Origin of the sequence: Paenibacillus sp. FSL H8-0122, from assembly GCF_038005345.1 — a bacterium.
Lineage (GTDB): Bacteria > Bacillota > Bacilli > Paenibacillales > Paenibacillaceae > Paenibacillus_AQ.
In genome coordinates, this window is sequence record NZ_JBBOTB010000001.1 from 1,694,804 (window position 1) to 1,708,636 (window position 13,833).

9 protein-coding genes are annotated in these 13,833 nt (G+C 48.9%); all 9 read left to right on the forward strand.

The genetic code is table 11. The features are described 5' to 3' along the window. Positions 1-69: 69 nt before the first annotated feature. The 9 genes from NSS64_RS07190 to NSS64_RS07230 all read left to right on the forward strand — a co-directional run bounded on the left by NSS64_RS07190 (position 70) and on the right by NSS64_RS07230 (position 13,814). Complete coding sequence (locus tag NSS64_RS07190) at positions 70-897, forward strand: carbohydrate ABC transporter permease (RefSeq protein ID WP_341142783.1); 828 nt, start codon at positions 70-72, stop codon at positions 895-897. Between the two features lies 1 nt (position 898). After that, on the forward strand, positions 899-1,771 hold the full coding sequence (locus NSS64_RS07195; protein WP_341139703.1) for a carbohydrate ABC transporter permease: 873 nt from the start codon (positions 899-901) through the stop codon (positions 1,769-1,771). Between the two features lie 132 nt (positions 1,772-1,903). Then, on the forward strand, positions 1,904-3,373 hold the full coding sequence (locus NSS64_RS07200) for an ABC transporter substrate-binding protein (RefSeq protein WP_341139704.1): 1,470 nt from the start codon (positions 1,904-1,906) through the stop codon (positions 3,371-3,373). An 826-nt stretch (positions 3,374-4,199) separates the two neighbouring features. Then, complete coding sequence (gene adhE / locus NSS64_RS07205; protein ID WP_340939449.1) at positions 4,200-6,821, forward strand: bifunctional acetaldehyde-CoA/alcohol dehydrogenase; 2,622 nt, start codon at positions 4,200-4,202, stop codon at positions 6,819-6,821. 261 nt (positions 6,822-7,082) lie between these two features. After that, the gene (pflB, locus tag NSS64_RS07210; RefSeq protein ID WP_341139705.1) at positions 7,083-9,344 is read left to right on the forward strand and encodes a formate C-acetyltransferase; all 2,262 of its coding nucleotides are present in this window, start codon (positions 7,083-7,085) and stop codon (positions 9,342-9,344) included. A gap of 122 nt (positions 9,345-9,466) precedes the next feature. Further along, the gene (pflA, locus tag NSS64_RS07215; RefSeq protein WP_340939452.1) at positions 9,467-10,204 is read left to right on the forward strand and encodes a pyruvate formate-lyase-activating protein; all 738 of its coding nucleotides are present in this window, start codon (positions 9,467-9,469) and stop codon (positions 10,202-10,204) included. Positions 10,205-10,402: 198 nt separating this feature from the next. Further along, complete coding sequence (locus tag NSS64_RS07220; RefSeq protein WP_340939454.1) at positions 10,403-11,806, forward strand: ABC transporter substrate-binding protein; 1,404 nt, start codon at positions 10,403-10,405, stop codon at positions 11,804-11,806. A gap of 293 nt (positions 11,807-12,099) precedes the next feature. Beyond that, positions 12,100-12,984 carry a carbohydrate ABC transporter permease gene (locus tag NSS64_RS07225; RefSeq protein WP_076079921.1) on the forward strand — a complete coding sequence of 295 codons (885 nt, stop codon included), beginning with the start codon at positions 12,100-12,102 and terminating at the stop codon, positions 12,982-12,984. Beyond that, positions 12,984-13,814 (forward strand): carbohydrate ABC transporter permease, encoded by an 831-nt coding sequence (locus NSS64_RS07230; RefSeq protein ID WP_341139706.1) that lies wholly within the window; start codon positions 12,984-12,986, stop codon positions 13,812-13,814. The genes NSS64_RS07225 and NSS64_RS07230 overlap by 1 nt, the downstream gene beginning before the upstream one ends. The last annotated feature ends 19 nt before the right edge of the window (positions 13,815-13,833 follow it).

Below are 13,833 nucleotides of genomic sequence, written 5' to 3' on the forward strand. Positions count from 1 at the left end.
CACCTTCCAGCGGAGCTGGAGAGCAAGCCGTACAAGCAGAACCGCTGGAAAAAGAATTATTGGGGCGTGATGTTTCTTGTCCCCGCATTGATTATCTTCATTATGTTTATGTGGGTGCCTATCTTCAAAGGGTTCCTGTACAGCTTCTACACCGTTGATTTCGTCAAAGGGAATACCTTCGTCGGCCTGGACAATTATGCCAGGGCACTTACTGACCCCGATGTGCTGATTGCTGTCAAAAACACCTTGTATTATATGCTGCTCTGCCTGGTGATCGGCTTCTGGGTTCCGATTGCTTTTGCCGTTGCCATTTCCGAGCTGCGGAAATTCGGCGGATTCGTGCGCGTTGCTGCGTATTTGCCATATGTCATGCCTGCTGTAGTCCTATACGGGCTGTGGCGTTGGCTGTATGATCCCGTTGGACCGATCAATGCGGTAATCGGCAGCACCGGAGCGGAGCAGATCGCCTTCCTGACCGATACCCGGTGGTCGATGATCTCGCTGGTCTTCATGGAGACCTGGCAGCAGTTCGGCTCGGGGATGCTGATCTATCTTGCTGCGGTGCTTAGTATTCCCAGGGACTGGTATGAAGCCGCCGAGATTGACGGAGCCGGAGTCTGGGCGCGTATCCGCCACATCACCCTGCCTTCGCTGCGCAATCTGATTCTGCTGATGCTGATTCTTCAGGTCATCGCCACCTCTCAGGGCTACCAGTCACAGATGGCCTTGCTGGACGGGGGGCCGAACAATGCTACCCTGACGTATGCGCTGCTTATTGTGAAGTATGCTTTTACCAGACTGGATTATGGTACGGCGACTGCGCTGGGGATGCTGATGTTTGTTGTTCTGGGCGGTTTGGGCATTCTTCAGTTCAAGCTTAACAAGGAGGACAACTAGGATGAAGAGCGCAGACAGAGGTATTCTCTCGGAGCATGACCTGAAAAAGACCAGCAACAGGGTGGTCTACGGAATTATGGTGCTGTTCATTGTCCTGATGATATTCAGCATGCTGTATCCCATCCTCATGACGATGTTCAACGGGCTAAAGTCGAATATCGAGGTCAATTCCTTTCCGCCGCATTTTTTTCCGCAGGAATGGCATTTCGGTAACCTGAAGGATGCGCTGGATTACATCGATCTGGCCATGTTTCTGCGGAACACCCTGTATATTTTTGCAGGGAATATGGTCGTCACTCTAATTGTACTGGGACTCGCGTCCTTCAGTATCTCACGGATGAATGTGCCTTACCGCAAGGCCTTCTATTTCTTCTTCCTGATGACGCTGTTCATTCCGGCCACGAGCTATATGATTCCGAACTTTGTCAATCTGAAGGAGCTGGGCCTGCTCAATCAATATGCGGCCTTCTGGCTGCCGGCAGGCGCGAACACGTTCTTCTTCCTGCTGCTTAAGAATTTCTTCGACGGGATTCATCCCGAGATTCTGGAAGCCGCACGGATGGACGGGGCTTCGGAGCCGAGAAGCTTCTTCACCATCGCGGTGCCGCTGTCGGTTCCGATTTTTGCAACACTGGCGATCTTCATCTTCTCCACAGCCTGGAATGACTGGTTCTGGCCGTCGCTGGTCATGCATAGTGAGGAGAAGTATACGCTCGCTACCGCTATCTATAAGTACGTTATTAATGTAAAAGCACTGAACACGAACATCAAATTCGCAATTCTGTTCATCGTCTCTCTGCCGCCGATCCTCGTGTTCCTGGTCTTCCAGAAGTTCATTATGCGCGGAGTTTCATTGTCTGCGGTCAAAGGCTAAGCAGGAAGGAAGAGGTCCGGTTGAGATCGTAAACCTGCACATGAAGGGGATATAAATACACCTCGTTTGTAAACGGTTTCTCTTTTAAGATGAATTTGTAAGCTCATTATGATATGGAAAAGGGGAGTTACCATGCGTAAAGTTTCCAGCGTATTCGCCTGCCTCCTGGTCACGGGGACGTTATTGTCTGCTTGCGGCGGCAATAATAACGGCAACAAGCCGGCGGCTGACGGGGGAAAAGCGACACCTGCACCAGCAGCAACCCAGGCGGCCGAAGAGTCAGTCGCTCCGTCTGCAGCACCGGCTGACGATATCACCCAGAGAAAGGTAACAATCAAAATCCACTATCCAACGCCGGACCTGACCGAGGTGAGAGCGCAGGAGGATGACAAAATCAAGCGGTTCCAGGAAGTCTATCCGAACGTGGAGATCGTCAAGGACGACTGGCAGTATAATGTAAGCGAGATCGGGGTGAAGATGGCAGCGAATGAAGCGCCGACCTTCTTCAACACGTATGCCACCGAAGCCAAATTCCTGATTGAGAAGGGCTGGGTAGCCGACATCACCGATCTGTGGAACAACTATGAGTTCAAGGATCAGATCAACCCTGTGCTGCAGAGCCAGTTCATTATCGACGGCAAGGTGTATGGGGTTACCCAGAAGGGTTACGTCACTACAACAATGATCAACAAGAAGATGCTGGATAACAAAGGTGTAGCCGTACCTCCAATGGATTGGACCTGGGACGACATGCTGAACACAGCCAAAGGAGTCGCCGATCCCAAGAAAGGCATCTCCGGGATTGCGCCAATGGGCAAGGGCAACGAAGCAGGCTGGAATTGGACCAACTTCCTGTTTGAAGCAGGCGGGGAGATTCAGAAGATTGAAGGCGGCAAGGTAGTGGCAACCTTCAATTCCGAAGCCGGGATCAAAGCGCTGGACTTCTATAAGAAGCTGAGATGGGAAGCTGGGGCCGTTCCCCAGGATTGGGCGCTCGGCTGGGGCGATGCGGTAGGTGCCTTCCAGCAGGGGCGCACCGCGATGGTGATGGCCGGATCTGACGGTGTCATTGAACAGGCGCTTAATCAGGGCGGGTTCAAGCCTGAGGATGTGCTGACCTATCCAATGCCTGCGGCTGAGAAAGGCGGCAAGCATACCGGTGTTCTCGGCGGCGACTATCTGGTCATCAACCCTAACGCCAGCAAGGATGAGCAGGAGATGGCCTTCCGTTATATTACCTTCGACTATTTCTCGGATAAAGGCCTGGAAGCGCTCGATGCCATTCTGCAGCAGCGCAAGGCAGACGGCAAATACTTCATTCCGCCGCTTCTTGATTACTATGCCGCTGATTCCGAGTTCGGCAAGAAAACCAAAGCAGTGTATGACAAATACTCTGATATCGTATATCAATACAATACAGATATTATGGCTCTGCTCGACGGCAAACCTGAGGCGCAGTACAATACCCAGGACTACTATGCAACCATGTCCAATGTCATCCAGGAGCTGTTTGCCAAGGAAGGCACGGACTCCAAGGCCCAGCTTGATGCAGCCGCCGCAACTGTACAGAAGAAATTCTTCGATACCATTAAGGTGGAGTAGCCTGGGATGTCTCTTTCTAGACTTGGGGGAAGAGATGAATAAGGGGGGACAGCGGAGATGCTGTCTCCTTTTTTTCCTTTCAGGAAATTATGCCAGTAACCTTTTAAGAGGAATCCTGCCAAAAGTGCAACATTAATGCCCCAAAGAAGCGTTCTATGCTGAAATCCTGCACGAACTGCAACAAATTCAGCGCTAACGTGCTCTAAACACCGGAATTTGTGCAAATAATGCAACATTGTACTTGCAACCCGTAAAAGGTATATAGAAATCCTGCAAAAACTGCAACATTACTGCTCCTTACTGCTCCTTCAAAGCGGCCGGTGAGAGATGCATTAGCATTGTTCACCCGCAGGGTAATTTTGTTCAAAGATAAGAATTTATGTGCTTCGCGCTATACAGCATCCTGATCATTCTCGCTGAAACGGTACCACCCTTTAAAAGGACGACAAAGCCGTCTCCACTTCTAAGCAGAGATTTATATTTATATTCACCCTCAGAGTAAGTCTATAGAAGAGCAATGGATGAACCGAGGTGACTTCTTGGCATAGATGAACAGAATTCCTGAGGCTCACCCGGCATAGCAAGGCAAAGTGGGCCATCAACACTGTAGTCTGTCGTATTGCGTTCGCAGAATAGACAAATATCAATTAAATATTACATATAATATGGAAAAAACGCTAGTATATGATCGAATGAAAGCGCTTTGAAAACAACTCAAAAAAAACTTTAAACTTTGTGAAAGATTTCACTATACAAGGTGAAAAGGATGTGCTAAGATAAATGTATAGAAAGAAACAACCTAAAAATTGACAGGAGGACGAGGGAGATGGCAGTTAAAAACGAAGTCGCCGCCCAAGTGAAACAAACCACCGCTGAAGAGTACATTCAGGTTTTGGTGGATAAAGCAAAGAAAGCCCACGAAGCGTTCATGGGCCTGGATCAAGAGCAGACAAACACAATCGTTCATGCAATGGCGCTGGCCGGACTCGACAAGCATATGTACCTGGCAAAACTGGCTGTTGAAGAAACAGGACGCGGAGTATACGAAGACAAAATTACAAAGAACATCTTCTCCACTGAATATATCTGGCACGGTATTAAGTACGACAAGACTGTAGGCGTTATTGAGGATAACGCTTATGACAGCTTCCAGAAGATTGCCGAACCAGTCGGAATCATTATGGGTATCACACCGGTAACCAATCCAACATCCACCACGATGTTTAAGGCTTTGATTTCCGCTAAGACACGTAACCCTATTATATTCGGTTTCCACCCGTCAGCGCAAGAGTGCAGTGCGGCAGCAGCCAAAATTCTGCATGATGCAGGCGTAGCAGCAGGCGCACCTGAGAACTTCATCCAATGGATTGAGCTTCCTACGATGGACAAAACAAACGCACTGATGAACAATCCGGACGTTGCACTGATTCTGGCAACCGGCGGATCGGCAATGGTCAAGGCAGCTTACAGCTGCGGCAAACCGGCACTCGGCGTAGGTCCTGGTAACGTGCCTGCCTTCATTGAGAAGAGTGCTGATATTGATCAGGCTGTAACAGACCTTATCCTGTCGAAGACTTTTGATAATGGTATGATCTGTGCTTCCGAGCAGGCAGTTATCATTGAAGAAGCTATCTTCGATCAAGTGAAGAAGAAAATGATTGCAAACGGCTGTTACTTTGTGAACAAAGAAGAAGCAGCTAAGCTGACCAGCGGCGCAATGAATGTAGAGAAATGTGCGGTTAACCCGGCTATCGTTGGCCAATCCGCTGTGAAGATCGCTGAAATGTGCGGTATTCAGGTTCCTGCCGGAACGAAGATCCTGGTAGCTGAGCTTGAAGGTGTAGGTACTAAATATCCATTGTCCGCTGAGAAGCTGAGCCCGGTTCTGGCTTGCTACAAAGTGAAGAATGCTGACCAGGGTATCGAACGCGCAGCTCAAATCGTTGAATTTGGCGGCATGGGCCACAGCTCGGCTATCCATTCCAACAACGAAGAAGTAATCATGAAGTTCTCCAACCGTCTGCAGACCGGACGTATTCTCGTCAACTCGCCATCCACACACGGCGCAATCGGCGATATTTACAACACTAATATCCCTTCATTGACACTGGGCTGCGGATCTTACGGACGCAACTCGGTATCGCAGAACGTGACTGCCATCAATCTGATCAACGTGAAAAGGGTGAACCGTCGTACCGTGAATATGCAATGGTTTAAAGTACCTGACAAGATTTACTTCGAAAAGGGAGCCACTCAGTATCTGGCTAAAATGCCTGACATTACACGTGTAGCCATTATCACTGACCCTATGATGGTGAAACTGGGATATGTTGAAAGAGTGGAGCACTATCTGCGTCAACGTCAGACTCCTGTAGCCATTGAAGTGTTCTCGGAAGTTGAACCGGATCCATCGACAACTACTGTAGAAAAAGGCGCGGCAATGATGAACAGATTCCAGCCGGACTGCATTATCGCACTCGGCGGCGGTTCCCCAATGGATGCTGCCAAGGGCATGTGGCTGTTCTACGAACATCCGGATGCTGACTTCAACGGTCTGAAGCAGAAGTTCATGGATATCCGCAAACGGGTATACAAATTCCCTAAGCTCGGCAACAAAGCGAAATTCGTTGCGATTCCTACAACTTCCGGTACAGGTTCCGAAGTAACCTCGTTCGCAGTTATCACAGATAAGACTACGGGTAATAATACTAAATATCCGCTGGCCGACTATGAGCTGACTCCAGACGTAGCTATTATCGATCCTGAGTTTGTATACAGCTTGCCAAGAACTGCAGTTGCCGATACAGGGATGGACGTATTGACACATGCAATCGAAGCTTATGTATCCGTAATGGCCAGTGACTATACCGATGGTCTGGCAATCAAAGCCATTCAACTGGTATTCCAGTGGCTGGAGAAATCCGCACTGCAAGGCGACAAGCTGGCCCGTGAGAAAATGCACAACGCTTCGACACTTGCCGGTATGGCCTTTGCTAATGCATTCCTGGGGATTAACCACAGCTTGGCGCACAAATGGGGCGGACAGTATCACACCGCACATGGCCGCACTAATGCGATCCTGATGCCGCATGTTATTCGCTACAATGCCAAGAAGCCTACGAAGTTCGCTTCGTTCCCTAAATATTCGCACTTTGTAGCAGACGAACGGTATGCTGAAATCGCCCGTATTCTGGGATTGCCGGCACGCACTACCGAAGAAGGCGTAACAAGCCTGATCAATGCGATCCGCGACATGAACAAAAAACTCGGCATCGAAGAATCCTTCTCGGCGCTTGGTTTCGATCCTAAGGACTTCGAATCCCGTGTAGACTATCTGGCTGACCGTGCATTTGAAGACCAATGTACAACTGCCAACCCTAAAATGCCGCTGGTATCCGAGCTTGCTGATGTATACCGCAACGCATTCTACGGCAAATTCGATAACTAATTAACGGTTGCCTGGCAAAGAATAAGGTTAAAGGTTAATATGGGACTGGATGGAAGTGACAAATATCACCGAAAGAGTGATATTTGTCACAGTCCTTTTTCAGAAAATAAACTAAAATGTTTATATAGACAACGATCCCTGATATAAAGATGTGATTGTGAATTTTATAACAACTGTCAGCTACGGGATCACGAGACACGGGATTAACCTTCAAGCCCGCGATCTCTACAAATATACTAAATATAAATGGAGGGATTTAGCATGTCGGTGATTGAAAAAGAAGTACAAGAGGTTAAGTCTGGCTGGAGAAATTTCACAAAGGGTACATGGTCCAAGAAAGTTGACGTTAATAACTTTATTGCCAAGAACATCAAGCCTTATGAAGGAACTGAAGATTTCCTTGTAGGTCCTACCAGCAACACAACTGAACTGTGGAAGATTATCTCCCAGCTGAGTAAGGAAGAAAGAGAAAGAGGCGGCGTATGGGACGTTTCCCTCGATACTGTCTCCACTATCACTTCCCATGCTCCTGGTTACATTGACAAGGACAAGGAACAGATTGTCGGCGTTCAGACTGATGCGCCTTTCAGACGTTCCATCCAACCGTTCGGCGGTATCAAGATGATGATCGATGCTACTAAGGCTTACGGCTTCGAGCTTCCGCAGAATATCGTTGACATGTTCACGAACATCCGCAAAACGCATAACCAGGGCGTATTTGATGCATACACACCAGATATGAGAGCTGTGCGTAAATCCGGCGTAATCACAGGCCTTCCTGATGCTTATGGCCGCGGACGTATCATCGGCGACTATCGCCGTATTGCTCTGTATGGTATTGATTTCCTGATTAAAGACAAGAAGCAGCAACTGGCTGAGCTTGAAGTAGACTCTATGACAGAAGATGTTATCCGTCTGCGTGAAGAGCTGTCCGAGCAAATGCGTGCTCTGGGCGAACTGAAACAAATGGCCGCAGCTCATGGCATGGATATTTCCAAGCCGGCAATGAACTTCAAAGAAGCTACACAATGGGTATACTTCGGATATCTGGCAGCTGTTAAAGAACAGAATGGTGCGGCAATGTCTCTGGGACGCGTATCTTCCTTCCTTGATATCTATGTTCAACGTGACATTGAAGAAGGTACTCTGACTGAAGAGCAAGCTCAAGAAATCGTTGACCATTTCGTAATGAAGCTGCGTATCGTGAAGTTCCTGCGTACGCCTGACTATAACGACCTGTTCTCTGGCGACCCTACTTGGGTAACAGAATCCATCGGTGGTATGGCTGAAGACGGCACAACCCGCGTAACCAAGAATAGCTTCCGCTTCCTGCATACCCTGTACAATCTGGGACCGGCTCCAGAACCGAACCTGACTGTACTGTGGTCCGAGAAGCTGCCTGAAGGCTTCAAGAAATATTGTGCCAAGGTATCTATTGAGACCAGCGCTATCCAATATGAGAACGATGATGTAATGCGTCCATACTGGGGTGAAGATTATGCGATTGCCTGCTGCGTATCCCCAATGCGTATCGGTAAGCAAATGCAGTTCTTCGGTGCCCGTGCCAACCTGGCTAAGGCTCTGCTGTATGCGATCAATGGCGGTAAAGATGAGAAATCCGGTGCTCAGGTAGGTCCTGAATATCCTGCGATCACTTCTGAATACCTGGATTATGATGAAGTAATGAAACGCTTCAAACCAATGATGGAATGGCTGGCTAAGACTTATGTCAATACGCTGAACATCATTCACTATATGCATGACAAATATTCCTACGAACGTATCGAAATGGCGCTGCATGACCGCGACATTCTGCGTACTATGGCTTGCGGTATTGCCGGACTGTCCGTTGCTGCTGACTCCCTGAGCGCAATCAAATACGCTAAGGTTAAGCCAATCCGCAACGAAGAAGGCATTGCTATCGACTTTGAAACTGAGGGTGAATTCCCTTGCTACGGTAACAACGACGACGCTGTTGATGGCATTGCTGTTGAACTGGTTGAAACCTTCATGTCGATGATCCGCAAAAACAAAACGTATCGTGATGCTGTGCCGACTCAATCGGTACTGACTATCACTTCAAACGTTGTATATGGTAAAAAGACTGGTACTACTCCTGACGGACGTAAAAAAGGCGAACCTTTCGCTCCTGGTGCTAACCCAATGCACGGACGCGACAAGAAGGGCGCACTGGCATCCCTGAACTCTGTTGCCAAACTTCCTTACTCCGATGCACAGGATGGTATCTCGAATACCTTCTCCATCGTTCCTAAGGCGCTGGGTAAAGACGAAGATTCCCGTAAGTCCAACCTGGTCTTCATGATGGACGGATATTTCCACAATAACGCTCAGCACTTGAACGTTAACGTATTTAACCGTGAACAGCTGCTCGACGCTATGGATCACCCTGAGAACTATCCACAGTTGACCATTCGCGTATCCGGCTATGCTGTTAACTTCATCAAGCTGACCCGTGAACAACAGATGGATGTTATCAACCGTACATTCCACGATTCCATGTAAGAAGCATTCTTGTTCTATAAGAACTGAAATCAATCAAAGAGCTGCCGCCCTTGCAAGAGGGCGGTACACTCTTGTCTGAAAGTGGTTAAAATTTTAAGTTTTTTTCGAAAGGATGACATCTCATGCTTAAAGGACATATCCACTCTTTGGAGACGTTTGGAACGGTGGATGGCCCGGGTATCCGCTTCGTGCTTTTTATGCAGGGCTGCCTGCTCAAGTGTCAGTATTGCCACAACCCGGATACATGGGAATTGAATGAAGGCAAGGAAATGACCGTCGAGCAAGTGCTGGCGGAAATTGAGCCTTACCTGAATTATTATAAAACGTCCGGTGGCGGTCTGACCGTATCCGGCGGTGAACCAACCCTCCAGGCGCATTTCGTGAAGCAGCTGTTCACCGAGGTGAAGAAACGCTGGAATCTGCATACCACGCTTGATACCAACGGCTATAATGATGGATCGAAAATCAGCGATCTGCTGGATGTTACTGACTTGGTGCTCTTGGATCTGAAGCATATTGATGATGAAGCGCATATCAAGCTGACCGGCAAATCCAATGACCGTACCTTGAAGCTGGCCCGCTGGTTATCTGATAATAACCGTAAAATGTGGATTCGCCATGTCTATGTTCCCGGCATTCACAACAAGGAAGAGGATTTACAGAATCTTGGACGGTTCATTGGCACTTTAAATGGAGTAGAGAAGTTCGAAATCCTGCCTTATCACGTAATGGGGATCTACAAATGGAAAGAACTCGGCCGTCCCTATGAGCTTGAAGGGGTGGAGTCACCTTCGGATGAAGAAGTGCAGCGTGCGTACCGGCTGATCGAAGAGGGCCGTAAAGAGTCTGCATTGGTCTAATTGCATATAATAATTTCGAAAGCGGAGCTTCTATTTTGAGGAGTTTCGCTTTTTTGTATGTCAGGAAATCTGACTGAATCCGCTTCCAGTAGAGGATTTTATCCCTATTGAAGATGAATCTTAACCTTACGGTAACAAATCTGGTTTTCTATAATAAGAGTTGTAAGGGAAATCATTAAATAGGGAGGGTCACCCGTAATGAGAAAAAGTCTAACACTGCTGTTGTCCCTGATGTTCGTCAGCTCGGCGCTGCTGGCTGGCTGTGGAGGTAACAAGAATAATGCGTCTCCGACGACAGAGCCTGCTGCGACGGAAGAGGCTGCTGCTACCAATGCTGCCGCAACGGAAGAACCGGCTAATGCTGAGCCTTTTGAAATGACGATCCGTCATACCCAGGTTGGAGCGGACAAACAGAAACGACTGGCTATTCTGGAGGATGTGGTGGGCAAGGTGCAGGCGGATGTGCCTGGACTGACCTTCAAGCTTGATGGAGTAGATTCGGATGTGAACCGTAAGGAGAAGCTGCGCGGTGAAATGGCGGCCGGTAACCCTCCGGAGATCTTTGACCTGTTCGGCAGCCCAGACTCCAAGATCTATGCCAAAGAAGGCAAGCTGCTGGACCTGACCCCGATCCTTGATGAATTAGGGATCAAAGACAAGTTCTCCAATCTGGACCCGTTCACCTATGAAGGCAAAATCTACGGCCTGCCGATCGGCGGCTCTGGAGAAGGCTTCTTCTATAATAAAGAATACTATACCGGTAAGGGCTGGAAGGCTCCAACGACCTTCGCCGAACTGGAGAAGCAGCTGGCCGATATTAAAGCGGATGGTAAAGTGCCGATGGCCGGTGCCTCCAAAGCAGGCTGGGTACCGCTGATGCTGGCCAACCATCTCTGGTCCCGTTATGCCGGGCCGGATGTGACCGCGAAGTTCGCTACCGGTGAAGCGAAGTGGAATGATCCGAATGTTATCAAGGGCTTGGCGAAATATAAGGAATGGGTGGATAAAGGCTACTTCAAGAAGGGAGAGCTGGGCTTCGAATATGCTGAATATACTACCCAGTTCACCAGCGGTGAAGCCATCCTGATGTATGACGGGACCTGGAAGTCTTCCGTGTTCAAAGCCGGCCAATCCGGCGAAGGTCTAATCGGCAAGGTAGGCTTCTTCAATATTCCGGCGGTTGAAGGCGGAGTGGGGGATCAGACGGCGCTGATGCGCGATGTGAACAATGGTTATGGCTTCTCGGCTTCGGCGGGTGAAGATGAGCGGCAGCTTGCAGCAGTGAAATCCTTCATTAAGAATATGTTCAATGAAGAGATGCAGCTGCGCGGCCTGGTAGAGGACGGAGTCCTGCCTGCCATGAAGATTGATCAGGCTGTGCTGAACAAGAACATTACGGATGATCTGATGAGTGAGATTGTTGCCGTATTGAACAGCTCCAAGTCGTCCTTCCCGGCCTTTGACTCGCTGGTTCAGGCGGATGTCACCACTGAAATCAGTAATATCCAGATTCAGAGCCTGATCGGCGGGCAGACGACTCCTGAGAAGATGGGCGAAGCACTCCAGAAGATTCAGGAAGAGGCCAACGCGGCAGTGGAATAAGAAGAAGCGGTAAACTGTATAAAAAGGCACTAAAGAAATTAACAAAAGGCAAAAAGAAACGGAGGGGAAATTTGGAGCTGGAGGAGCGGTAGCGTCCGCCTTTGTCACCGGATTTCTACCGCGAACAGCGGTAAAAATAAAGAAATCTGGGGACAACAGCGGCCGGAAGTCCAAATGTTCACCGCAGTGACGACCATGCTTCGAGTTCAAATCTTAAGTGTGTCGTATATTCATGTGCCCTGGTGCTTGCTCCAGGGTGCATTTTTCAAAAGAAAAGCAATATGGAGGTAGCTATGAATAAGGCACTGAGAAATCCTCTGGTGTTCATTCTGTTCGTTATTCCGGCACTGGTGCTGTTCATTATGTTCTTCATCTATCCGATCTTCAGTTCGATCTACTATAGCTTTACCAGCTGGAACGGTGTATCCGAGACGGTCAAATACGCCGGAGTGGATAACTTCAAGAAAGCTCTGGGAGATGAACGCTTCTGGATTTCCGTGAAAAATAACGGCTGGTTCATTCTGTTCTCCGTAGGCATACAGGTGCCGCTGATTGTGTTCTTCTCCTTACTGATTGCGAATGTGAAGAAGCTGAAGGGACTGTACAAGACGGCGGTATTCATGCCATCCATTATGTCTACAGCGGTTATCGGGATTCTCTGGGGCTTCATCTACGAGCCGAACATTGGATTGTTCAATAAAGTACTGGGTCTGGTCGGCATTGAGCCGGTCTACTGGCTGTCGGACGAACGGTTCGCCATGCTGTCGATTCTGATCACGAATGCCTGGCAGTGGACCGGATTCTATATTGTCATGGTGCTGGCGGCCATTCTCTCCATTCCCGGTGAATTAGATGAAGCAGCGGCTATCGACGGCGCTACGGGGTTCCAGCGGGCTACACGCATTACCCTGCCGCTGATCGTACCCATCATCTCGGTGGTGATTATGCTCTCCATTGCCGGAGCGATGAAGGCTGCCGATATCGTCATTGTAATGACTAAGGGGGGACCGGCGGGTTCAACCGAGGTGATGGCCACCTATATGATTAAGTATGCGATTACCAACTTCAAATACGGGTACGGCAATACGATCGCCGTTCTGATCTTCTTGTTCACGCTCGTGGTAACCGCCCTCTACCAGCTGGTGTTTGCCCGCCGTACGGAAAGGATTGAATACTGATGCCGCGCCCGCTGAAAAAAAGTCTGCCGCACATCGCTCTGCTGGGGTATCTGGTGATTGTGCTGTTTCCGTTCCTCTTCGTCCTTTTCTCTTCGGTGAAGAAGGATAATAATGCGATTGCCCTCAACCCCTTCGGCATTCCGAAGAGCTTCGAATGGTCCAACTATGTGGAAGCCTGGGTGAATGCCAAGATCAGCACTTATTTTTTCAACAGCTTATATATTTCGGTTCTGGCTTCTGTAGTGTCTATTCTGCTCGCGTCTATGTTCGCCTTCGCGGTCACGCGGATGCGCCAGGGGAAGTGGAACACCATTCTCTTCTCGCTGGTTCTGATCGGGATGCTGATTCCGAACAATGCGCTGATGCTGCCCATCTATACGATTGTCCGCAAGCTGCATATCCTCAATACCCACTGGGCGCTGATTATTCCTTACATTGCCAATGCGATCCCGTTCACGATCATTATTCTGGCGGCCTTCATGCGTTCGCTGCCCAGTGAAATCGAAGAAGCGGCGGTCATGGATGGCTTGAAGGCCCCGGGTATATTTGCTAGAATTATTGTACCTTTGACAGTTCCGGCGATGGTTACTGTATTCATTGTTAATTTCCTGGGAAATTGGAATGAGTTCCTGCTGGCCAACTATTTTCTCTCCAATGACGAGCTGCGTACGCTCCCGGTGGGGATGGTCCAGTTCCGCGATCAGTATCAGATGAATTACGCACAGATGTCTGCGGGAATTGTCTACAGTGTGGTTCCGGTCATCGTGATTTATGCGGTTCTGCAAGAGAAGATTATTGAAGGCGTCACCGCAGGCAGTGTAAAAGGATAACATCAATCATGTCAGGAGC

What these genes read in the sequence shown, in the direction of transcription:
- NSS64_RS07190 (WP_341142783.1), top strand. Translation starts at nt 70, where the DNA reads ATGTTTCTTGTCCCCGCATTGATTATCTTCATTATGTTTATGTGGGTG.
- NSS64_RS07195 (WP_341139703.1), top strand. Translation starts at nt 899, where the DNA reads ATGAAGAGCGCAGACAGAGGTATTCTCTCGGAGCATGACCTGAAAAAG.
- NSS64_RS07200 (WP_341139704.1), top strand. Translation starts at nt 1,904, where the DNA reads ATGCGTAAAGTTTCCAGCGTATTCGCCTGCCTCCTGGTCACGGGGACG.
- adhE (WP_340939449.1), top strand. Translation starts at nt 4,200, where the DNA reads ATGGCAGTTAAAAACGAAGTCGCCGCCCAAGTGAAACAAACCACCGCT.
- pflB (WP_341139705.1), top strand. Translation starts at nt 7,083, where the DNA reads ATGTCGGTGATTGAAAAAGAAGTACAAGAGGTTAAGTCTGGCTGGAGA.
- pflA (WP_340939452.1), top strand. Translation starts at nt 9,467, where the DNA reads ATGCTTAAAGGACATATCCACTCTTTGGAGACGTTTGGAACGGTGGAT.
- NSS64_RS07220 (WP_340939454.1), top strand. Translation starts at nt 10,403, where the DNA reads ATGAGAAAAAGTCTAACACTGCTGTTGTCCCTGATGTTCGTCAGCTCG.
- NSS64_RS07225 (WP_076079921.1), top strand. Translation starts at nt 12,100, where the DNA reads ATGAATAAGGCACTGAGAAATCCTCTGGTGTTCATTCTGTTCGTTATT.
- NSS64_RS07230 (WP_341139706.1), top strand. Translation starts at nt 12,984, where the DNA reads ATGCCGCGCCCGCTGAAAAAAAGTCTGCCGCACATCGCTCTGCTGGGG.